Source organism: Mycobacterium sp. IDUB_37 (assembly GCF_055419245.1).
This window is the reverse complement of the sequence record NZ_JBVAXG010000018.1, coordinates 18,733-40,196: the sequence shown is the minus strand read 5'-3', so window position 1 is coordinate 40,196 and position 21,464 is coordinate 18,733. Positions and strand designations below refer to the sequence as shown.

The following is a 21,464-nucleotide window of genomic DNA, read 5'->3' as shown; positions in this document are numbered from 1 at the left end:
GAGGTCAAACTGGCCCACAGCAGATCGCTGACAGCGCGACGCAGATCGTGCGTATTCCGAGTCACATGCAATACACGATGGGCGAGCTGTGGGTCTCCTCGACGGTGGTCAATCTATGTCCAGCCGCCTACCCGCAGGTCCTGCCATGGGCTCGTTGAACACTCGGTCCGCAACGCGCATAGTCACCATCTTGTGCACCCGCAGTGCGCATCTCGGTTCCAATAGTGCGGAACGCTCGCGTTGATTGCGACGCAGAAGGCGCGCGACGAAGGGCGGCACCACTGGCCCGGCGATAGCCGGAAGGGCAGCACGAACCACGACGTCCTCTTCACCATGAAAGTCCGCACAGCTAACCTTTAGGAAGATTGAGTTTGAGGTTGCGAGGCAGTGCCCGCCGTCGCGGAATCGGAGACTTTCAATGAAGAAGTCACGTCATCAATTCACACGACGAGCCTCGGCCGGCACTCACGCCACGCTAGCCCTCCTGCTGGGACCAGCACCGGCGGCCACCGCCGACGCCGACACCTACCTGTACTACGTCCAGAGATCCGGCATCCCCGTCAACAACCGCGATGTCGCCCTTCAGCAAGGTCGGTGGATCTGCCAAGCGTTGGCAAATGGGCAGTCGATACCCCAGGTGACACAGAAGCTAATTCAAGCCCAAACCGCGGGGACGTTGTCGTGGAACCAAGGTCTGGCGATCGTCGCCCTCGCTCAGACCTACCTCTGCTGAGACCCCTTAAGGTCGCAATTCGGTGAATGCATAAGTGAAGGCCAATCAGATTCTGGGAGTCTCGGGGTAGGTGGTAACAACCGTCAAGGCAGTCGCAGCGGCAATCATCGTGATGTGCTTCTGCGCTTCACCCGCGTCGGCATCGGGTGTCCATTCGCAGCTGCTGCCCTGGCTCGACTTGCCCTCGGACACCTTGGGTGTCTGCTCTGCGCCCCTCGTCGCCGGGAATTATTGCTGGGATCCACCAGCCCTCGAGCAATACATGCTCAATATGCCGTACTCCGATGCTTTGGTGTGGGTCCGTGGTCAAGTGGCAGAGGTCGGATGGGCAGAACGCCATGGCGTCGGAAGGGACATCGACACCGTGTGGAGCAACAGTCCGTTCACTATCGATTTGTACCCTGCGACCAGCTTAACTACGACCCTCTTTGTGAACGCGCTCGGCGAATAGCTCGTGCAATTAAGGCAGTATCCGAGTCGTGGTCGCGTTGTTCTAGTGCGAAGTGATATCGAGTTTCTGTGCGAAATGCGTTGGGCAGCAACCTTCGTCAGCGTTAGTAGCTGTTGCTGCAGAAGTAGTCGAGCGCGGCCGGTAGTGACATGACGTAGCCGCCGGGCTGAGGGTCGTCAAAGTGGCCTCGCCACAGGCCCACGATCAAACTCAGGAGCGCCAGGACAAGGCTGGTCGACCAACGGCCACTTAGAGGCGACCATCAGGCCATTAAATTCGGCGCAGGATTCGATGTCGCCACGAACGGCAGACCTATGTCTGTCAGCGCGGCCCGCAACGGCGGCTCGTTGCGCATCTGAAATTTGTTGACTATCAACAGGTCTGGCCCGACCTCGGCAATGTGCTGGCAGATTTGCGGATGACGAGTGCCGCCACCCCTCTGAATGTTCCCATTGAGAACCCGCACGATCCTCCACGTCCATGCCATCGACCGTGTCGCAGTGGACGCTACCCAGGAGGCCCGACAATTGCGCCGGCACTTCTCGCCGCTGTGCTGATAGAACCCGATAGCGGCGGATGCATTGAAGTGTGTGTCAGTGTGCCGGCGCTTGTTCGATGCCATGTCGCTGCTCATTCTTCCTGCCCGAACACCGGGCAAAGAAGTCGCACAGCGACTGGACCACTACGACGGGCTCACCTCACCGACACCGTCTCAGTGATCAACTCCGCGAACAACACCGTCACTGGATCACCCATCAGCGTCGGCGACTCACCAATCGGGGTGGCGACCAGCCCTACCAGCGGCTACGTCTTCGTCACCAACTCCGGCGACGGCACGGTATCGGTGATCAACACCGCCACCAGCACCGTCACCGCCACCATTCCCGTCGGCAGCCTTCCGCGCGGGATCGCGGGTCAACCCCCTCACCGGAGCGGTCTACGTCAATAACTTCAACAGCGGCACGGTGTCGGTGATCAGCGGATAAAGCGGCCTAGTTCGGGCGCCGTTGGTATCCACCCCTCCTCGGGCAGAATGCCGGTCGCTGATTGCGCGGCAGGGGTTGCACGCCGCTTCGGCCACGGTTGGGGCTCCGACTTTCCTTGCTCCGGCGTGCACAACTTGGTGATACGCCGGGCACTGCGGAAGCTGTCTTCATCAATTCCTCTGCCACTCAACGGATTCGTGAGTGTGCACGTGCACGCGTGAAACGAGACAGGAACTGATCGACCTCGTTTCTTTAGATTTGCGACGCTATACCGTCGGGTTGAGTCTGCTACGACGCTGCCCATTCCCAGCCCGCCAGTCCCTCTAGCTTTTGCCTCCGTTCGTCACTGAGCTTGCCTTTCGCGTAACTGCTCCGCTGAATGCTGGCCCACTGACCGACCTTGGCTCCCATATAGACAGAGTCGTAAGGAGCGCGGCTGGTGCCATGTTCTGCTGTGTACTTCGCCAGGAGGTCGTAGGCGTGGCTCCACGTGTCTTCGTGCGGGTCCCAAGACCAGCCAGGAAGAAACTCGAGCAGAGCGCGGCGTTCTACGGACAGCTTGTTTCTTGTGGCGCGTTGTACTGCCACCCACTTGCCGATAGCGACACCGTCCTCGTTGTGCCCCTGCGGTATGCGGGAGTGCCCCTCGCGTGCGGCGAATTTCTTGACCAGTTCGAATTTCTCGTACCAGGTGTCGCCTGAGATGTCCCAACTCCAACCGGCGAGGGCCTCTAGGTTCGCTATCCGCTCGGGGGCGAGATTCTCTCTTTCCGTACGTTGTTCCGCCACCCAGCCACCGAGCTTAATTCCCTCCTCGACATGACCGCTGGGCACCAGGGCGTGACCTTCGCGTGCAACGAATTTCTTCAGTATGTCGAACTTTTGGTTCCATATTTGGTCGAAGCTGGTCCCCCAGTACCAACCAGGAATCGCTTCCAGCAGAGCCTGCCGCTCTGGACTGAGTGTTTTGTGTTCACGGCGACGGAGCCGGGTCCACTGACCCAGTTTCATGCCATCGTCGACGTAGTCCACGGGAACGCGGCTGTGCCCCTCCGTCGTTGCCCAAGCCCGCAGCAGGTCGAGGTGTGCCATCCAAGATGCTTCTCTGGCGTTCCATGTCCAGCCAGGAAGCGCCTCCAACCTGATTCGTCGCTCGTCGGAGATCTTTGACCTGTTGCCTCTTTGTTCAGCCACCCAGTCACCGAGCTTGACTCCTTCTTCTCTGTGGTATCTCGGAGCGCGAGCGTGACCTTCGCGGTTGGCGAACTTGAAGATTGCAGAAAAAGCGCGTTCCCATGCCTCCGCGTACGGGTCCCATGACCACCCCGGCACGGACTCCAGACGGTCTCGCCGTTCTTGGCTCAGGTCGTTGCGGCGACCACGTTGCTCTCTTGTCCAACTTCCGAGTTTGACGTCATCCTCAATACAACTCTGCGGCACCATCGCATGACCTTCCCGCTTCTGGAACTGTTGCAGCAGTGCGAACTTGCGCTGCCACATGTCGGCGCGGGCATCCCAACTCCATCCAGGCAAGGACTCCAAAAGCTTTCGTCGGCTCTCGATCATCTGGTCGCGCCCACTGCGTTGATCTGACACCCAGTCTCCGAGTCGGACGCCTTCCTCGATGTAGTCGTTAAGGACCCGCGCATGACCTTCACGCTCGGCGAATTTCGCCAGCAGCCGGTACATCCGTTCCCATGCGTCGATGCGGGTGTTCCAGGACCAGCCGGGCAGGGCTTCGAGCAGTGCGACCCGGTCCGGAGGCATCTGATCGCGACTATTTCGCTGGACCGTGACCCACTGACCCAGCCGAAGTTCGTTTTCGACGTGAGTCGATTTGAGGCGGGCATGCCCCTCGCGTTCCGAGAACTCTCTCACGGCGTCGTAATGCTGAGTCCATTTGTCTTCCAGCACATCCCACAACCAACCTGGCAGAGCTTCGAGATCGCGGATTCGGTCTTCGGCTAGCTCACCCCGTCGGTACAGCCCACGTTGAGTGGCGACCCAGCTTCTGAGGTTGTAATCGCCCACCACGTACGGATAGGGCACATTGGCGTGACCATGTCCAGCGACGAACTGGTGCATCAGCCGCATCCACAAATCCCACTTGTCGGACAGGACATCCCACGCCCAACCGGATAGCGACTCCAGCTTGTTCTGCCGGTCTTCGCTCAATTTCCCCTTTGTGTACAAGCCCCGCTGGACACTTGCCCACTGCCCAAGGGGATACCCGTCCATGACGTGATCGACCGCAACCCGAGCTGTCCCCTGCTCGGTGGTGAATCTCTCCAGCAAGCCGAACCAGAACTCCCAACGGGCACTGGTCTTCTCGACGAGCCGCACATCAAATGCAGCGGCGAAGTCGGCACCGACCGTGGCGGACACGTCCAGGTGAATCTTGGCCGGCAACCGGGCGCGACCCCCGGCCCTACCAAGTTGCCGGCGGAAGGAGTCAATCTGTTCACCCAGCTCCTCGTCGTGGGCGCGGAGCGCCTTGATCACGTCCCACACCTTCTTGAACGACGAGTCGTTGAGCGCGGTCTCCGCGTCCGTGTCTGTGTCGATGAACACCGGGATGACGATGGTCCCGACGGTCTTATCGTCTGCGAGACGAATCGCTCGCCCGACTGTCTGCACAATGTCCACCTCGCTGCGCCGAGGGTCGATGAACGCCACCCCATCCAGGGTCGGAACATCGACACCTTCGGACAGGCATCGGGCGTTGCTCAGTAGACCGCGCTCGCCGTCATGGAGCAGGCGCAGACGCTGGAGCCGGACGTGCCTCTCGCCAGCGGTCATCTCCCCGGATGCATAGCTGGTCCACAGCGCACCCTTTGGACGCTGGTTTGCAGGCATCCACTCGACGACTTCTGGAAACTCCGAGGCGAAGTTGCGGGCGCGGGAGACGAGGGAGTGGAAGCTGATGACGCGGCGGAGGTCGTATTTCCGGATCGCTTTCGCAAGCCCGATCTGGCTAGCAAGGGTCCGCGCATCGGTGGGCTTACCATCTCGTTTGACCAGAGCACCCTTCTCTGCCCACTGGCGATACGTCGCATCGTCAACGCCCACAACTGCAACCTGGTAGTCGGTAAGTCGCTTGAGGCTGATGGCCTTGCCGAAACTCAGGCGGTAGAACACCTCGCCAAACTTGGTGGGGTCGTTCATTGTGGCGACTTCGAGGTCTTCGTCCTGTGCCGCCCTCAGCACCCGTCCGGTGTAGTAGCGGGGGGTCGCGGTCATGAACAGCCGACGACGTGCCTTAATTGTGTTGGCGTCGAGAATCGTTCCGAAAACGGTGGACTCGTCCCCAGCAACCCGATGGGCCTCGTCGGCAAAGGCGATGTCGAACGGTGGCACCCGTTCGAGGGCGAAAGCGTCGGCGAGTCTCGGGGACGACTGGTAGGTCGAGAACACCACACGGGGTCCCGAACGCCGCCGCAGGAATGCGGCTATCTCGGCAGGGTCCGTGGTGACGGGTACGCCCAGTTCGCTCGTATGGCTGACTGCCTCGTCCTCGTTCTGACTCACGGTCTGGTCGGAGCAGACTGGGAGTGCCTCGAACGGCACCTTGGCGTTCGTCCTCCAGACTTGCATGGTCTGCTTCAGTAGCGAAAGCGACGGCAGCAGGATCAGGGTTCGCTCGGCTTCGAGCTTCTCCTTGATGAACAACGACGTCAGGGTCTTTCCGGTGCCGCACGCCATGATGAGTTGGCCGCGCTCGGCAGACCGAAAGCCCGCGACTACATCGCGGACGGCTTCTCGCTGATAGTCGTGTGGTTCGGCAGGCTTCGGCGGTTTTGATGGGCGGAAGTCCATCGGGTCAGAGTGCCAATCGACCTCGGCGGTCTGCAGGTCCGCCAGTCCGACGAAACCAACCTTCTTCTCCTGGTCGTCGAGGGTGCGCCTGGCGACGTGATGCAGCTTGTCCGTGGCCGCAATCAACAGTCGGTAGGAGAACACCGCACGCGACGACTCCGACAGAAACTTGTCCACGTCGTGTTTAGTAACCGCGTTGGCTGGGCTGTACGCCTTCGCTTGGATTGCCCACAAGCGACCATCAAAGTCCTCGGCGACAAGATCGATCCCCGCGTCACCTCCCCACCGTCCACGCCACTCATCCCAGAGCCACACCCGGCCGAGGGTGGCCTTGTACGTTGCGTCGTTGGTCAGAAACCACTTACATATGCGCTCGAACTGCTTGCCCTTGATGCGATCGTCGGTATCGAGCTGATTGAACAAATCAGCGAATGTCCCCACATCCGCGGATGTTAGAGGACATCGGCGACACGCTGGAGCGATTCGCGGATAAGCCGGGGCGATCAAGGTCTCGCCAAGATCGGCGTCTGAACGGCGGACGTGATAGGTCAAAACTAACTCCGTGGCGACACCTGTTTGCCCCAAAACTTGCTTTCACCCGAGTTTGACCGGAACGGTCGTGCAGGGCCGCCGCGCTAGAGATTCGACCCCAACCCCGGTTGCCGTAGCCCTTCACCGCTCCTCGTCTCCCAGTCACTCCACTACCCCAGGATCGCTGCCGTTGGCGGTGATAGCGATACGGGTGCTAAACGATTCGCCTATCCGACGCATAGGTAACTCCGGTGAGATCAGCGCGAAGCCAGCCCTCACCGCTTCTCCGCCGAGGCTGCCCACGCCCGCCTGACCGGATACCAATCACGTTGCTTTAGTTGGGGATTCAATCGGTATTGCCGAAACATGGTGCATCCCACAGCCCGCGTTTGGCGGCGATCGCTTCCTGCTCCGCCGCGGCGATGCTCGGATATTCGGTTACTGGTTTCTTGTGGTAGACGTACGACTTCGCTGCACCGGCCCGCGCCACCTCGACTGAATAGTTCCAGCCGTCGGCTCTCACGAGATAGGCCAAGGTTCTGTTAACTGCAGTTGCAGTTATCCACAGGCGGTGCCTCGCGTTCTCGATTTGTCACCCATGCGCGCTTAGCCTCCCCCTAGGTCGACGACTGCGGATGCGGGAGGCATTGATGGACGAGGCGCTCGAGCCCAGACACGTGGAAGATCTCGACGTTCCGAATCTCGGAGCCGTCGTCCGCGGAAAACCTCGAACTCTGCCATGGCATCTCATCGACCACACGGGTGTCGGAGTGGACCACGTCAACGTCTGGCTCACGGAGCTCTACACCAGCGACGCCTCACCCGCGACGCTACGTGCCTACGCCTACGATCAACTGAGCTGGCACCGATTCCTGCTGGCAGTCGACGTCCACTGGGCCCAAGCAACCAGGTGGGAGGTACGCGATTGGGTGCGGTGGTACCGATACCGCGAGAACCCACAACGGCGCCGCGGAGCAACCACGACCAGCCACCGCCCCAACCCCGGTTCGATCAACGAGCGCACGGGCAAGCCGTACTTGGAGGACACCTACGCCCGATCGTCGATCAACCGCCGACTCTCGTCGCTCAGCAGCTTCTACGAGTTCGCCGTCGAATCCGACCTCGGCCCCCTCATCAACCCGGTGCCCAAGTCCCGCGAGGAGATGACCCGCGTGGACGCCCATCGCCGGCCCTTCGGCGCACCCCGGCACCAGAAGCGGGCGCCCTACCGGCAGAAGATCGCCGAGCGCGCGCCACGCGCCCTGAGCGACGCGCTCTACGAGGACGTGTTCGCCGCACTGAAGACGAACCGTGACCGTGCGATCATCGCCACCGCCGTTTCTGCAGGACTGCGTGCAAGCGAACTGCTGAGCATGCGTCGCGGGATGCTGCATGCCGCCGATCAGACGGCAGACGTCATCCCCAAGGGCAGCAACGGAAGTCGTGTACTCGTTCGGATCAGTCCGGCTGCGTTCCTATGGATCGCACGCTACCTCGCCGAGCGACCACCTGGCCCTCCAGAGCAACCCGTTTGGATGACGCTGCGCGGGACACCTCGGCCCCTCACGTACTGGGCCATGAGGCAGGTTCTCGAACGGACCAACGCGGTGCTCGGAGCCAACGTCACCATGCACGACTTCCGGCACACGTTCTGCACGAGGCTCGCCGAGGACGAGAACCTGACCATCGCCCAGATGCAGGAATTGATGCGCCACAAGTCGATCGCGAGCACCTCACGTTACCTTCGGCCCACCCTCGACGAGCTCGTCGAGAAGCTCGACCAACACTGGAACAAGCCCACACCACCACCGCCGACGCCGGCCACTGGCTACGCAGCCGACGACCTGCGGGCACTCTTCGGGGAGGTGTTCTAGATGCCCCGTGTGCTAACCAGGGCCCAGTCCATCGCGGCCTCACAAACCTTCTCCAACCATCCGGTAGAAGAACTCCCCCCACTGAGCCCGCTAGCAGACGATCACCCCTGGTTCGGAAACCCCGTCACGCCAGAGGAACGCACCCGACTCATCGACGCAGCACGTCCCCTCGTCATGGCGCGGATGAGCACTCGGCTCAGCCCACAACACGCCGTGACCGGCGCGGCGCGCTGGCTCAACAGACTGCTCGACTGGCTCGACGCATACGCCGGTGCCAGTTACCAGGACCGCTGGATCACAAGCGATTCGGACAATCACGTAGACGCTTGGTGCCCGGCCTTGTCGTCCGGGTCCTACACGCGGCTCGGCGCACGCCTGTCCATCAACGCGCTGATCCTGCTCGGCGCGATCCGCCCCGGCCATGAATGGCTCATCGCGAACAAGCAGGCCCGCCTCTACCGTGACTGGACGACCACCCACGAACCTCAGGCGTGGGATCGCTACTTCGACGCCGCCCACCAGGAGCAAGCGCCGGAGGCGAAGCTCTGGGTAACGGTGACGCACTTGGTTCGGCTCAGCATCGTCAACGGCGTGCCGATCACCGCTCTGAAGAGTCACCACGTGCTGGCTTACCGCGACTTCCTCGCCTCAACCGGTCGCACGCCCGGCGACTTGCTGGCGATGTGGCACTACGGCCGCCGGGCCGGACTGTTCGCCGGCGAGGCCGACGACCTACGGCACTACCTGATCGCCAAACGCTTGTCGCCGGTGGAGTTGGTGGATCGCTTCGACGTCCGATCCCAGCCGGTGCGAAACGTGCTGGTTGCCTACCTCACGGAGATCTCACCGAACCTGGACTACGGCAGTCTCGACGGATCAAGCAGGATGTTGGTCAAGCTCTTCTGGAAACCGATCGAGGACGCCAACCCCGGCATCGACACGATCAACCTCACCAAAGATCAAGCGACGGCATGGAAGTCTTGGCTGCGCACCAAGCCCGATGGATCCCCGCGGCAGAACGCAGAAAGCACCATCAGTGCCGTGCGAAGCTTCTACCTCGACATCGCGGCCTGGGCCCACGAGGATCCGGCCGCCTGAGCTCAATGGGCGGTCCGATGCCCGGTCAGCATCCAGGACGTTCGCGGCCAGCAGAAGCGTCGCGCCCACCGAACGCACCGCTTCCAGGCACGCACCCGCACCCTCATGCCCCACGTCGATGCATTGCTCGCCGCGGCCAAACGCGCCTACGACCAGGCGCTGGATGTGCGGTCCGCGGTCGTCGCCGGCCCTTTCGGCACGCCCTTCACCGTCCATGGCGGCACCTACCTCAAGCACAAGCCGGGCCGAAGAGCCTACAGCACCCGGGCCTATCAGGTCCGCGATGGTTCCGAGAAACGATTCGACGCTGAGTACAACGTAACTCGCGCCTTCATGACCTGGACCATCTTGGAGATACTCCGCCACACCGGGATTCGCATCGAAGAGCTGCTCGAACTGACCCACCTGAGCATCAAGCAGTACCGCAAACCCGACGGCACCGTGATCCCATTGCTTCAGATCGCTCCGAGCAAGACCGATCAAGAGCGCATCTTCCCCTGCAGCCCCGAGTTGACGTCGGCGCTGGCGCGGCTGGTCGTCTTCGTCAGCGTGGACGGCCGGGTTCCGTTGTGCGGCCGCATCGACAAGCATGAACGGCGAGTGTCGGGCCCCATGCCCCACCTTTTGCAGATTCGTGAGTCGGGACGATCACGCGTGATCAACGAGAACACGGTTCGCAAGTGGTTGACCGAACTCGTCAATGGCATCGGTCTAACCGACGCAGATGGCGCTGCGCTGCACTTCACCCCGCACGACTTCCGCCGCATCTTCATCACCGACATCGTCAACGCCGGCTTTCCCATCCATCTGGCCTCGAAGATCGTCGGACACAACAACATCGAAGTCACGCGCGGCTACACCGCCGTCTACCAGAAGGACGTCTTCGAGGCCTACGAGCGCTTCATCGAGAACCGACGTCAAGGGCGCCCATCCGCCGAATACAGGGAACCAAGTCAAGCCGAGTGGGACGAATTCATCGAACACTTTGGACAGCGCAAGATCGCACTGGGCAACTGCCACCGACCGTACGGCTCCGACTGCGTCCACGAACACGCCTGCATCCGCTGCGACTTCTGCCAGATAGACCCTTCCCAATCTGGCCGTCTCGATGACATCCGCGACAACCTGCACAACCAGGTCGAGGAGGCGACCCGCAATCACTGGCTGGGTGACGTCACGCAGTTGAGGCTCACCATCGACCACGCGGACCGCAAGGCAGCAGCCCTTCGTGAACACGCAGCCAAGACACCCGACCTCGTCGTCGCCGCCGCGGACGACGGCGCCAGCTCACCGCTGACCTAGCCGCGGCGGCTGATTCGACCCGCACTCCCTGACCCCCGCCGCGCCCCGGGAAGGAAGGAGGAGTGCCGCCAGCGGGCGGCGCCAGGACGGGCCAGAACACCGCCGGCCCGGTGTCGCTGCGGCTAAGCTAGGCGCGTATTTTTTTTGCGATTTGTTCGGCGATGCTGACTGCGGAATCGGACGGCGAGCGGGACGAATCTGCGTGGCATGTGAGGACGTCTATAGCGACGTTATTAGCCGCGGTCAGTGCTCGTTGACAGGTCCAATCAGCGCTGGAAGTCGTTGTTCTAGTGACACTGAGGATGCCTTTGGTGTTGGTGACCGGTCCTACCGTCCACACCGCGCTTGGGTCAGATGGCGCAGTAAGGGTGAACTCATGACACATTTCCCAGCGGTACTGTGATCCAGCGACGAACTCGCTCGCCGATTGTGCGGAGGTAAATGCCACCACGTACTGAATGGCGTTCTGGGTGTGAGTGTTGCCGGCGAGCCCCAGGCCACGCACCGCAGTCCAACTTTGTGCGGCATAGACCGCGGCTTGCGCTGGTTCGTAAACATCTAGGCAGCTTGAGTTCGATATTTGGATGTTGTCCGCGCTGGGGTCGTTAAACCCGGTGTGCATAGCAGTACTCGTCATCCCGGTGGCGCCCACTGCGGTGTTGATTTGCTCCGGGCTAAGCAGCAACCCCTCAAGCGCGGATTGTGCGCTAGGTGTGACGGTGGAGGAGGGAGCTGTGCTCCTATGCGACCGTAGAAAAAGCAAAAAAAGTGCGCCGAGGAGCACCAATATGGAGACCACAACTAACGGAGCCTTGAAATGGCTGGTGGGCTCCTTGGTGGTTGCTTTCTGCTTCTGCGACGGTTGGTGAGCGAGTGGATCGCGGGATGTCTTAGTGTGTTCCGCTTCAGGATGTTCGGGTGGGTGTTGTGGGGTTTCGGCGTCGGTGGTTCCGGGTGCTTCAGCACCCTGTGCCTCGTTGGGTGAAGTTAGCGGGGACTGAATGGCTGCGGCCTTTCGCGGTTTGGGCAGCGGGGAAACTTCCGCAGCCTTTCGCGGTTTGGGCGGCGGGATAGCCTTTGTACCTGACTTGTCGGAGATTGGGTTCGGCACATGCTTAGTGGTGGGCCGTGCTATATCCGCGCCGATGAGTCGTGTCGGCGCGGTCGGTGACGGCGGGGCGATGGGCACCGTGATGGCGTCGTGGGCGGCTTTCGCTAACTCGACAGTGGTGGCATACCGGCGGTCGGGGTCTTTGGCCATCCCCTTGGCGATCACTGCGTCGAGCTCCTGGGCAAGGCCGGGTTTGGTGCTCGACGGGTGTGGTGGTGGGGCATTGAGGTGGGCTGCCATCAGGCTGACCACGTTGGTACCGGCGAAGGGTGGTTGCCCGGTCAGGGATTCATACAGGACGCAGGCCAGCGCATAGATGTCGGCGCGGGCGTCATCGGGTTGGCCGCCCATCCGTTCGGGAGCCATGTAGTGGAAGGTTCCGATGGCGATGCCGGTGCCGGTCATGCGGGTGTCGTCGGCGGCCTGTGCGATGCCGAAATCGATGAGATAGGCGAAGTCGTCCTCGTCGAGCAAGATGTTGGACGGTTTCACGTCGCGATGCACCAGTCCGGCGCGGTGAGCGGCATGCAGGGCCTTGGCGACTTGTTCGATGATCCGCACCGCGCGTGAAGGCTCGATAGGTCCGCTGGTCAACACAGTGTGTAGGTCTTGGCCGCGGACGAGGCGCATGTCCACATAGAGCCGGCCGTCGATCTCGCCGTAGTCATGGATCGGGATGACATGGGGGTTCTCGATGCGAGCGGCGCTGTGGGCTTCGCGGCGAAACCGCAACTGGAACTTCGGATCATCGGAAAATTGCGGGTGCAGCACCTTGATCGCCACGGTGCGGTTCGTTCGGGTGTCATGGGCACGCCACACCTCACCCATGCCGCCGCGGCCCAACCGCTCAGTAAGGCGATAGCGGCCGAACGGCAATCCTTCGCTGCCCTCCAAAATCCCACCTCAGATAGTCAGAGACTCTTCGTTATCAGACCCTAGACGCGCTTCGGCATGCCCGGCCAGGTCCAAAGAACACCGCCGAAGCTTCTAACACGAACGCGACGCATGGAACGGATCGTCCGCAGCGGATACCTCAGCGCCTCACTCGCCAGCAATCCGCCACTTCGAAATGAGAACAATGCCCAACGACGCCGCCAACCCCAAACTGGCTGAAGCCAGGTCAGCCGCGATCGGCACCGCCAGATCAAACGAGAAGCCACAAATGGCCACGGAAGAGGTGTGATCCCGTCAAGCGACCTTGCCGGATGTCCAGGGTTGACTAGTGCAGATAAGTGCGTCCGTAGCGGTCGTTCGAATCCTGTGTTGGGTCGGTGATCAAAGCCATGCGTTGCCCGGCCAGGTTGGTCTCAGCGAACTGTGTGGCCTCGGGTCCCCAGCAACCTACCGTGTAGCCGGGCTTCTTGGTTTCAGGAGTGTCGACGCCCAAAATGCGCACTCGAAGCCTTCCGCGGACATCGTCGACAATGTCAACCGTGTCGCCGTCAACCACTCGCAGTCCCTGCGTGATTCAGTGAACCGCTCCATCGCCGAGCTCAAGCGGATCATCGTCAACTTCGATGCACAATTCGAAGACGAAATCCCCAACAACAGCACAGATCTCGACGAAAAGGTCCATGACTACGTCGCCCTATGCCGGCGCATCGACGACCGCGAACTGCCCCAGGCCCACGACCGCATGTTGCGGCTGATCACCGAACAAGCGCCGATGGCCGCACTGCACCTCTACCAGAAGGCCGAGCAGGAAGCCCAGTACATCGAGGAACAGATCGCGCGGGTCAACCGCGGGCTGGGGTCCGTGGAATTCAACCGCGGTACCCGGCTGTCCTTGCATGCCGACCCGAAAACCCTCTCTGCGGTGAAGGATTTCAACGAACGTGCCCGCCGGATCTCCGCGCGCGCAACGGAGGTGTCGTTCGGCGACGAGAAAGCCATCCACGATCAGTACCGCGACATCCTCGAGCTACGTAACCTGCTGGCCTCCGACACCGCCGAAGCGCGCCAGTGGACACGCGACGCCCTCGACGTACGTAACCGCTTCACCCTGTACTGCGCCGAAACCGCCGCCGACGACCCTGACCGGCTGATCCGCACCTACAGCAACGCCGGCGCCAACTCCGGCGGCGAACAAGAGAAGCTGATGGCGTTCTGCCTGGCGGGCGCACTGAGCTTCAACCTGGCCGATCCCGCCAGCAACGACAACCGTCCGGTGTTCTCCCAGCTGATGCTCGATGAAGCCTTCTCCAAATCCGATCCGGTGTTCGCCGACCAAGCGCTCTCGGCGTTCCGCAAGTTCGGATTCCAGCTACTGATCGTGGCGACCGTGCAGAACACCACGACGATCCAGCCCTACATCGACAGCGTGGTGATGGTCTCCAAACGTGACACCCCCGGCACGGACCCGATCGCCTCGACACGCACCGTAACCGTCCGGGAGTTCGCCGACATCAGCCGCGAAATGGCCGGCACCCCGACTGCGGGGCGGTGACCGCAGGTGCTCCCTGTCGATGACGCGGTCAACGAGGTGCGCCGCCAATGCGCTGATCACTGGCTGCACTGGACCCTCGGCCAGGGCACGTGGCCCATGCGCCTGAAGCTAGGCGCCCCCAAAGGAACTAGGTTCGACACCGCCGTCATCGAGTCCACCACATGGGCCGGCACCTGGCGCTCCGCAATAGACTCCCAACGCATCCCCGGAACGATCACCGTCGAGGCACGCCGCGCCCGCGCCCTAGGCACCCACGATCTGCCCACGGCATGGTTGATTGAGGACCCCATAACCGCACTGACCTTGGCGGACCCAAGCATCGTTGTCGGCTACCGGCGCACCGTTGCGCGGTTCCGCGAGGCAGCCGCGTTGCCCGAAATCGTCTGGGACACCGTCGAACAGATACCACTTCGGATTGCCCGCCTGGTCGCCGATCTCGAAGACCGCGACTGGAGCCACGCGGTCGCCGTCGTCGGCCACCTGGTACGTGTAGGCCCCGGCGATGCGACCGTCCTTCGGCAGCTCACCATCCCCGGCGTACACAGCAAATGGATCGAACAACACGCCGTCCTGGTCGGCGCCATGCTCGGAGTGCCCGCCGACACCGCCGCCGGCGACCCGATCACCCGACTCATCACCCACATCGGACTCCTCGCCAAACAAACACCTCTGCATGTGACCCTGGCCTGCCCACATCTGCGGGCCCAGGCCGGCGGACTACACCGCTTTCAAGCGACCATCCCGGAACTCAACAACACCGTGCTCGCACCAACGACGGTACTGATCGCCGAAAACGCTGCGCCGTTTCAAACACTGAACACCGACCTGAACGGCGTCGCGATCATCGTCGGCCTCGGCGCGGGCGCACCAATCCTTGCCGCTCTCAACTGGATTGACGACGCCGACCACATCTTGTACTGGGGTGACATCGATCGCGCCGGCTTAGCGATCCTCGCGTCGGTACGGCGCGCCGGGATCCCCGCAGACAGCATCCTGATGGACGAAACCGCACTCGATGCCCACCCGCTCATCTGGCACACCACCGGCACCCAAGTCACCAACGACGAAGTGCCCGCCGGGCTCACCGCAGCCGAATCCGCCCTCTACGAACGGCTCACCCACCACCATCAAGAACACCGACGCGAACTGCAACTCGAACAAGAACACCTCCCAAACCAACTGGCGCAGAACGTTGTTGCCGCGCAGAGCGCGACTGGCGACAGCATCAATTGATCTGTCCCAGGCGGCCGCCAGGCTCGACCACTTCCCGTTCAATGCGGTGGCATACCGCCTCGCCGCGCCACTCGCTGGACGACGGCATCAGGTTGTGCCACTACATCGGCATGATCAGCGCTGGCACCCGCGCAGGGGTCCACGAGCTGCTGCTGAATCAGAGATGTCGGTTGCCCACGACGCCGGCCTGGTCGACTTCGCCAGGCAGCAAGTGTTCCAAGTCAATCCGGACAGCCTGCAGCAAGTCCGTAGCCCTTCTTTGGACTCGAAGCCCCAGGGATCGCAGTGGACAGAAAGGACACTGTTTACGTAGTCGACGCCGGCAACGACCGCGTGCAGGAACTGCCGATTGGCCAAGCGGCCGCGACTCTGGCTCTGCCAGTGAGCGGGCTAAACGAGCCCGGGGGCGTTGCCGTGGACAATCTTGGCAACGTCTACATCGCCGATACGGGGAACAACCGCATAGTGAAACTAGTTCGTGGTTGATATGTGCCCACGTCAAGATTGCGGTCGGCGCCCTCCGCACGTTTGATCTGATCGTGCCGGACGCGCTGGTGTCGTTGACCTACTTCGCCAGCCAGTGTGATCAGCTACGGGCCGCGCCGGCTGACGGACTGAAGGCTGGGGACGCAAAGTGATTCAGCCCCGCGACGCGGGGCTGCGACAACAGCCGTCCGGGAATGGCGCTTACGTTGGGTAGTCGTCGACCGCTAGCGTGCTGTTGATGAGACTTGCTGTTGTCGGGATCGCCCTGTCCCTGATAGTCGCAGCTACATCAGGAATGGGCACAGCGCACGCCAACGATGAGTGGAGTTATCTAACTGATCTGCATGCAAACGGATATGCCAGATCGGATGGCGTTGCGGCTGAACTTACCCTGGGGCGGACGCTCTGCAGGCGCATAGGCGAAGGTGAGACGCCGGCCGGTGTCGCCGATGGAATGTATCCGACTTTCGAATTCAGCAAGGCCTACCTTTTGGTAAGTATCGCGGTGCGCAATCTGTGCCCCCAGTTCGCAAAATCGCTGTAGACGCACCGGAGTCTGATCGCTTGGGCGGTCTAGCGCTTCCGCTATGGACGGGACGCAGCTTACGCTCGCCACGGAGTGCGCAGTTCGTTCTGATGCGTGCGCTAGTGAATAAGCTGGACAAGACGCGTCGGGCAATGATATTCGGTCAACCATGGCGACTGTAGCTAGAAACGGATCGCGGGAATCGCCGGTGGTCATTGTGGGGGAGAGTCTTGGTCCTCAAGAGTCGCGGATCCCGTTTGATGGTGGTGTGGGCTGGTTGTTGGATCGCGCACTGAAGGAAGCGGGCAAAGCGAAGGGGGCGCTGTTCATTACGAACGTCGTTGATTGGCACCCCCGCAATGATTATCGGCTGACCCGCCAGGACATTGATCGCGAAATCCCGCGTCTCAAGCGCGAACTCAAGTCTGTATCGCCCAATCTGGTGATTTGTCTCGGTGATGTCGCTGCATATGCAGTACGGAAGATTTATCCCCAAGGAGTCGCATTATCGTCGCCGTTCACTGTGCCGCGCCGGCGGATCGACAACGGTCCCGCTCTCTTGTTCACACTGCATCCGTCAGCAGCTATACGGGAGCGGAACAAGTTGCCGGAACTCGAACGCGGCCCTTACCAGAGCCGGTACGTATCCAGCCTGGCGCGCGCTGTTCGGTGGAGCTTCCGGAATGCGGGCGACTAGGCGGAGCCACTTCGTGGGCCACAACAGGTGAAGTGGTGGCCTGATCTATCCCGCCGCACTTCACCGCCGTCCCTCGCGGTGGAAGGCTGATGTCCTTGTCGAACGCCCGAGCGCGACTCGCAACTGTGAATTGCCTTCCCGTGCAGTCAAAGGGATGACAGGTCAGCCAGGCCGGGCCTGAACGATCCACCCCTGCAGCTCAATTGCACGGGGGAAGCGTCCCCAGCCGCGACTGTCGCAGTAGCATCGGCCGTCGTGAAGGGGACGACTCTCGGATTATGTGCGTTCGTGCTCGCTTTGCCTCTGGCCGCATGCGGGGGTATTGAAAAATCGGCGACCGCGTCGCCTCAGCCCACCACTGTGCAGCAGGTTTGCGACGCGCAGGCGTGGCCACGCCCGGTGCCGCAAGTTTCCGGGGTGATTTTCGACGATGCCCTGGGCGGAGCGCTGGCGTGCTGGGACAACGTGAAGGCGCTAGCCCCTGACGGGCATGACGTGTCCAACGAGCCAGCCAACAGCGGCGCGTATCGCATCACGACCGTGTCGCCGCCGCCCGGGACGCTGATCGGGAAAAATGACGTGGTCACGTTGCACGTCACCCGGCTGGACCCATCGGCCACGCCCGCGTTCCACCCGTGCGACTGGGTGACAACCGCCGAAGCCGCAAAGTTCCTTGGCGCTTCCACGTCGGCCCTCCCTACGGGCGACGAGGCGGGGTCGGTGCAACAGTCGTGCGTTTACAGCGGCAGTTCGAAAATGGTGACTTCCGGGCTCAGGTTGCCGGCGAGCTTCCCTGTCGATGCGCAGACCGATTTGAACCTGCTCGCGGCCGGCGGGCATGGCAACGAGGTGACCGGCTTACCCGGTCGTGCGTACTGTTCCACGAGTCAGAGCGACGGCAAAGCAACGACGATGCTGCAGGTGCTTCTCAGCGGTAACCGTCTGTATCAGGCGAGCGGCCGGCACGGTGAATCTTGCGACACGCTCAAGCAATTCGCGCAAACGGCCATCCCACGGATAGGTGCATAGTTCGTGTTGGCGGGCCATGTGGTCGACCGCGTGCAGGCGGTCTCCCGTCGCTCGAGCGGCGAGTCCGGTCGCTGAAGCGTGCAGGGTATAGCAGTGGTTGGTGGGTGCATGTTGCTACTGGCGTACCGTGCCGTTCGGCGAGCATGCCCACCTTCAGCGTTTGAGAGAAAGTTATGAGCGGTGCATTGCCCGCGACACCTGGCCGCGACGGGCATCTCGCCCCTGGGTTCGCTGACTATGCCGACGCGTGGCTGCGGCAGCATCACCAGATCTCGGAACGCACCCGCGATAACTACCGCCGACTGCTGACAAACCACCTGCTGCCAGCGTTCGGCGACACCACTTTGTCGGCCATCAGCGCGGCAGCCGTCAATGACTGGCTCGACGCCCTGGCCCCCGCAGCACCCACCGCACAACTCCACGCTTACGTGCTGCTGCGATCCATCATGCGAACCGCGTTGGCAGACAGGCTGATTGAGGCCAATCCCTGCCAGTGCGAAGGCATCACCACCTCGCACCGCGCCGCCCAGGCACCCTCACCCGACGCCAGCGAAATCGCCGCGATCGCGGCCGCGATGCCGAAGGCTCACGCCGCGGCCGTACTCATGGCGGCGTGGCTGGGCATGCCGTTCAGCGAGCTGCGGGAACTACGACGACACGACATCGACCTGCAGGCCAACATCGTGCGGGTACGCCGCGCCGTCGCGCTCGTGCGCGGCCGCTACGAAGTCACAACACCTAAAAGCACTGAAGGCATCAGGGATATCACCATTCCCGCGCATCCGCGAGCGGCGCTCAGAACCCACCTGCGTGATCACGTAGCGCCCCACCCCGACGCGCTGCTGTTCCCCTCGGTGAGCAACCCGAACCAATACCTCAACCCGTCAGTGCTCAACGCCATGTACGTACGGGCCCGCGCCGCAGCTGGCCGGCCCGACGTCCGGGTCGCCGATCTGCAAAGGGCCCGGCACCAACTGCTCAAGTCATCAACCGCCCGCTGAAAACGCAACAGTAGTTGCGCTCTGGCCCCGTTATGCGTTGCGCTGCAACGTGGTTGCACCTACCGGACCGCTTCGGTGTGCCTATCGGCGGGCTTTCGATACCTGGGAACGGCGCGTAAATCGGCGTGTGCAGCAAGGGGGATAGGTGCGACGATTCGCCGCCGATGCGGTCATACGCGCTTGGAAGGGCCCGACCTCTGGGTATGCAGACACGGTCGGGGTCAGTACCCAGAAAGGATCAATCATGACCAGCGTCTACATCGAAGCGCGACCCAAAGGCCGCGACGGAGACCCCATCTCCCACTTCGTCGTCGAAAAGAACGCCGACACCGTGCTCAGGAAGTTCCCGACCCAGAAAGAAGCCATCGACTGGGCCCAACAGCAGGGGTACACCCCGCACGTGGCCCGCGTCAGGCATCTAGATGACAAGAACAAGCCCGACCAATGGCGCGCGGTCTAAACCACCTCGACCCACACCCACTGGCCGCGGCAAAAATCGAACACGTCATCGGTGAGCACGCACCAGCGGCAGTACCGGCAGCGCCACTCATCCTGGCCGCGCCGGTCGAGTTTGATGTGGGCACCGCGCTTTCCGCACTCGGGGCAGATGGTGAATGTCATCCCCTCTACGGCACCGCTCACCCTGGCTCTGTCTCAGCCGAGCGCGATGCCTCCCAGCGGGCCGCGGCGGGCGGCGAATATCGATCAGGCCGTCAGTCGCACCCGCCGCGAGGGCTCCGTCTTTTTCCGGATTCGCGGTACCCGTGGAGCGGCATGGTCGCTAAGAGAATACGCGATCGCCGTCTCATCCGGTGAAGCTGTGGGAGTGGGCGTCGGCCGGCCGTGGCGCGCGTGCCGGCGCGCAAGGCACGCAAAAAAATCACCGCTCACGGAGAAAATTGCAGCTAGGTTCCTGGCGTTACAGCGTCAACGATCTGCGGGATCATCTTGCCCGTGATTCGGTCCCACGAAATCTTGATGTTGGTTACGCGCCCGGCCAGCACCCGAAGTGACGCTTCCCTGAATGAAGAGCGAAAGGTGACCTCTCCGGGGGCGTCAATTTCAAATGAGATGCTGTCGCCCTTCTTGACCGAGGCGACAAACTCACCGTTCCAAAAGACCTGAACCTTGGGGTTGACCAAAAACTGCTGCGTATATCCATAAACGACGACTTTGGATTCCCGGAAGATCGGCTCGCCGCATCCGGGGCAGGCAGGAGCCCTGTTCGAGACTTTCTTCCCACACGCAGGGCAAGGGATAAGGACCCTCGATTGTTTCGGATGATCGGATTGAGCCGGCTGGCGAGCTGTCGCCTTCCCAGCCAACGCGATCCCGAGCTCGCGGGTGGTCGGTTCCCCACACTTGGCGCAAGAGAATTGCTTTCGTGTGCTGGCGGTTGGCAGCGTTAGCCGCGCCGCGCAGTGCGAGCAAACGACAAGCGTCTTAGCGTTGGTCAACGCGATCAGTCCCGGCTAATCGACGTGGTGGTTCGGTTGACCGAGCGGCGTCGGCGGAATCTGGTCGGCGCCAGGCACAATGAAGCAGTTCTGGACGGGCGGCACGTTGCCCTGCCCGTTGGCGAACAGGCAGCGTTTCCGCGACCCATCGGGCCGGATCGGGCCGTCGCAGTAGGTGGCAAACACTTGCGTTTCGCACCCCGGCATCGGGTCACCAGGGTATGCGGAAGCGTTGGGGGTGACGACCAGCGCCACGACGGCGGCGAGAGTCCCGGCCACAGCAACGGCAACCTTCATGTTGGGATTTCCTTCCGTGTCTAACCCGGGGTGTACCCCCGCCAGCAGCAATTTGGCAAACCTTAGTTCAATTATGGGCGCGGCCCGCAAGGCAGATCTGGTGGCAGTGAGTGCGCTGGCCGCTGCGGCCGAAATGCTGCATGACGTCAACTGCGGCGGCGCGCTCCGTGGTTTCCGGTGACGGCGAAGGGAGTGTTAAGGACAGAGTCCTTCCATCTAGTGCCTCGCGCGTCCCTAGTGCCCCTAGTGCCCCTAGTGCCCCTATGGAGACTAGGGGGAGTAGCGGTGCTGCTTCTGCGCTCGCGGATAGAGGCTCGGGCCGGTCGTCCAGGTCGCCGCCGGGCAACGTTCCCGGCGCAACTCCGCACGGCTTCAATCACCATTCGGTAG

Annotated in this window: 19 protein-coding genes and 1 pseudogene; 13 read left to right on the top strand and 7 right to left on the bottom strand. The window is 62.2% G+C overall.

Annotated elements, in window-relative coordinates; translation table 11 throughout:
* Nucleotides 1–418: 418 nt before the first annotated feature.
* Together ACZY1I_RS32010 and ACZY1I_RS32005 are read left to right on the top strand one after the other, a co-directional pair.
* Complete coding sequence (locus ACZY1I_RS32010) at nucleotides 419–733, top strand: DUF732 domain-containing protein (RefSeq protein ID WP_463761662.1); 315 nt, start codon at nucleotides 419–421, stop codon at nucleotides 731–733.
* Between the two features lie 1,166 nt (nucleotides 734–1,899).
* Nucleotides 1,900–2,133 (top strand): YncE family protein, encoded by a 234-nt coding sequence (locus ACZY1I_RS32005; RefSeq protein WP_463761661.1) that lies wholly within the window; start codon nucleotides 1,900–1,902, stop codon nucleotides 2,131–2,133.
* Between the two features lie 325 nt (nucleotides 2,134–2,458).
* Here the strand turns inward: ACZY1I_RS32005 and ACZY1I_RS32000 are convergent, their stop codons facing one another.
* The gene (locus ACZY1I_RS32000; protein WP_463761660.1) at nucleotides 2,459–6,427 is read right to left on the bottom strand and encodes a DEAD/DEAH box helicase; all 3,969 of its coding nucleotides are present in this window, start codon (nucleotides 6,425–6,427) and stop codon (nucleotides 2,459–2,461) included.
* Between the two features lie 436 nt (nucleotides 6,428–6,863).
* Complete coding sequence (locus ACZY1I_RS31995) at nucleotides 6,864–7,052, bottom strand: thermonuclease family protein (protein ID WP_463761659.1); 189 nt, start codon at nucleotides 7,050–7,052, stop codon at nucleotides 6,864–6,866.
* A 100-nt stretch (nucleotides 7,053–7,152) separates the two neighbouring features.
* Between ACZY1I_RS31995 and ACZY1I_RS31990 the strand changes: the two genes are divergently transcribed.
* The 3 genes from ACZY1I_RS31990 to ACZY1I_RS31980 all read left to right on the top strand — a co-directional run bounded on the left by ACZY1I_RS31990 (nucleotide 7,153) and on the right by ACZY1I_RS31980 (nucleotide 10,791).
* Nucleotides 7,153–8,391, top strand: coding sequence for a tyrosine-type recombinase/integrase (locus tag ACZY1I_RS31990; protein ID WP_463761658.1), 1,239 nt, complete (start codon nucleotides 7,153–7,155; stop codon nucleotides 8,389–8,391).
* Nucleotides 8,392–9,489, top strand: a complete 1,098-nt coding sequence (locus tag ACZY1I_RS31985) for a hypothetical protein (RefSeq protein WP_463761657.1) — start codon at nucleotides 8,392–8,394, stop codon at nucleotides 9,487–9,489. It abuts the gene before it with no gap.
* 105 nt (nucleotides 9,490–9,594) lie between these two features.
* On the top strand, nucleotides 9,595–10,791 hold the full coding sequence (locus ACZY1I_RS31980; protein ID WP_463761656.1) for a tyrosine-type recombinase/integrase: 1,197 nt from the start codon (nucleotides 9,595–9,597) through the stop codon (nucleotides 10,789–10,791).
* A gap of 127 nt (nucleotides 10,792–10,918) precedes the next feature.
* Here ACZY1I_RS31980 and ACZY1I_RS31975 read toward each other — a convergent pair whose 3' ends face one another.
* Both ACZY1I_RS31975 and ACZY1I_RS31970 read right to left on the bottom strand, forming a co-directional pair.
* Nucleotides 10,919–12,778: a serine/threonine-protein kinase PknH/PknJ gene (locus ACZY1I_RS31975; protein WP_463761655.1), complete on the bottom strand. Its 1,860-nt coding sequence runs from the start codon at nucleotides 12,776–12,778 to the stop codon at nucleotides 10,919–10,921.
* 343 nt (nucleotides 12,779–13,121) lie between these two features.
* A complete protein-coding gene (locus ACZY1I_RS31970; protein ID WP_463761654.1) occupies nucleotides 13,122–13,352 on the bottom strand; it encodes a thermonuclease family protein in 231 nt (76 codons plus the stop codon).
* A 9-nt stretch (nucleotides 13,353–13,361) separates the two neighbouring features.
* Between ACZY1I_RS31970 and ACZY1I_RS31965 the strand changes: the two are divergent.
* The 8 genes and pseudogenes from ACZY1I_RS31965 to ACZY1I_RS31930 all read left to right on the top strand — a co-directional run.
* Nucleotides 13,362–14,348, top strand: a pseudogene (locus tag ACZY1I_RS31965) (SbcC/MukB-like Walker B domain-containing protein); the annotation flags it as partial.
* A 6-nt stretch (nucleotides 14,349–14,354) separates the two neighbouring features.
* Complete coding sequence (locus ACZY1I_RS31960; RefSeq protein WP_463761653.1) at nucleotides 14,355–15,581, top strand: Wadjet anti-phage system protein JetD domain-containing protein; 1,227 nt, start codon at nucleotides 14,355–14,357, stop codon at nucleotides 15,579–15,581.
* Between the two features lie 285 nt (nucleotides 15,582–15,866).
* The gene (locus tag ACZY1I_RS31955; protein ID WP_463761652.1) at nucleotides 15,867–16,067 is read left to right on the top strand and encodes a hypothetical protein; all 201 of its coding nucleotides are present in this window, start codon (nucleotides 15,867–15,869) and stop codon (nucleotides 16,065–16,067) included.
* 238 nt (nucleotides 16,068–16,305) lie between these two features.
* Nucleotides 16,306–16,611, top strand: a complete 306-nt coding sequence (locus ACZY1I_RS31950) for a DUF732 domain-containing protein (protein ID WP_463761650.1) — start codon at nucleotides 16,306–16,308, stop codon at nucleotides 16,609–16,611.
* Nucleotides 16,612–16,762: 151 nt separating this feature from the next.
* Nucleotides 16,763–17,290, top strand: a complete 528-nt coding sequence (locus tag ACZY1I_RS31945; RefSeq protein WP_463761649.1) for a uracil-DNA glycosylase family protein — start codon at nucleotides 16,763–16,765, stop codon at nucleotides 17,288–17,290.
* A gap of 255 nt (nucleotides 17,291–17,545) precedes the next feature.
* Nucleotides 17,546–18,319 (top strand): hypothetical protein, encoded by a 774-nt coding sequence (locus tag ACZY1I_RS31940; RefSeq protein ID WP_463761648.1) that lies wholly within the window; start codon nucleotides 17,546–17,548, stop codon nucleotides 18,317–18,319.
* A 173-nt stretch (nucleotides 18,320–18,492) separates the two neighbouring features.
* A complete protein-coding gene (locus tag ACZY1I_RS31935; protein WP_463761647.1) occupies nucleotides 18,493–19,320 on the top strand; it encodes a tyrosine-type recombinase/integrase in 828 nt (275 codons plus the stop codon).
* A 244-nt stretch (nucleotides 19,321–19,564) separates the two neighbouring features.
* A complete protein-coding gene (locus ACZY1I_RS31930) occupies nucleotides 19,565–19,780 on the top strand; it encodes a hypothetical protein (RefSeq protein ID WP_463761646.1) in 216 nt (71 codons plus the stop codon).
* On the opposite strand, the gene ACZY1I_RS31925 is transcribed toward ACZY1I_RS31930, so the two are convergent.
* The 3 genes from ACZY1I_RS31925 to ACZY1I_RS31915 all read right to left on the bottom strand — a co-directional run bounded on the left by ACZY1I_RS31925 (nucleotide 19,777) and on the right by ACZY1I_RS31915 (nucleotide 21,074).
* Entirely contained in the window at nucleotides 19,777–19,941 is a 165-nt protein-coding gene (locus ACZY1I_RS31925) for a hypothetical protein (RefSeq protein WP_463761644.1), read from the bottom strand. The genes ACZY1I_RS31930 and ACZY1I_RS31925 overlap by 4 nt on opposite strands.
* A gap of 284 nt (nucleotides 19,942–20,225) precedes the next feature.
* Nucleotides 20,226–20,462: an RNA-binding protein gene (locus tag ACZY1I_RS31920; RefSeq protein WP_463761643.1), complete on the bottom strand. Its 237-nt coding sequence runs from the start codon at nucleotides 20,460–20,462 to the stop codon at nucleotides 20,226–20,228.
* Nucleotides 20,463–20,792: 330 nt separating this feature from the next.
* Nucleotides 20,793–21,074 (bottom strand): CDGP domain-containing protein, encoded by a 282-nt coding sequence (locus ACZY1I_RS31915; protein WP_463761641.1) that lies wholly within the window; start codon nucleotides 21,072–21,074, stop codon nucleotides 20,793–20,795.
* Nucleotides 21,075–21,464 lie beyond the last annotated feature (390 nt).

Bases quoted from the DNA above. Each gene is read 5' to 3' on its own strand.
- ACZY1I_RS32010 (WP_463761662.1), top strand. From the start codon at position 419: ATGAAGAAGTCACGTCATCAATTCACACGACGAGCCTCGGCCGGCACT.
- ACZY1I_RS31990 (WP_463761658.1), top strand. From the start codon at position 7,153: ATGCGGGAGGCATTGATGGACGAGGCGCTCGAGCCCAGACACGTGGAA.
- ACZY1I_RS31985 (WP_463761657.1), top strand. From the start codon at position 8,392: ATGCCCCGTGTGCTAACCAGGGCCCAGTCCATCGCGGCCTCACAAACC.
- ACZY1I_RS31980 (WP_463761656.1), top strand. From the start codon at position 9,595: ATGCCCCACGTCGATGCATTGCTCGCCGCGGCCAAACGCGCCTACGAC.
- ACZY1I_RS31950 (WP_463761650.1), top strand. From the start codon at position 16,306: ATGAGACTTGCTGTTGTCGGGATCGCCCTGTCCCTGATAGTCGCAGCT.
- ACZY1I_RS31945 (WP_463761649.1), top strand. From the start codon at position 16,763: ATGGCGACTGTAGCTAGAAACGGATCGCGGGAATCGCCGGTGGTCATT.
- ACZY1I_RS31935 (WP_463761647.1), top strand. From the start codon at position 18,493: ATGAGCGGTGCATTGCCCGCGACACCTGGCCGCGACGGGCATCTCGCC.
- ACZY1I_RS31930 (WP_463761646.1), top strand. From the start codon at position 19,565: ATGACCAGCGTCTACATCGAAGCGCGACCCAAAGGCCGCGACGGAGAC.
- ACZY1I_RS31925 (WP_463761644.1), bottom strand. From the start codon at position 19,941: ATGACATTCACCATCTGCCCCGAGTGCGGAAAGCGCGGTGCCCACATC.
- ACZY1I_RS31915 (WP_463761641.1), bottom strand. From the start codon at position 21,074: ATGAAGGTTGCCGTTGCTGTGGCCGGGACTCTCGCCGCCGTCGTGGCG.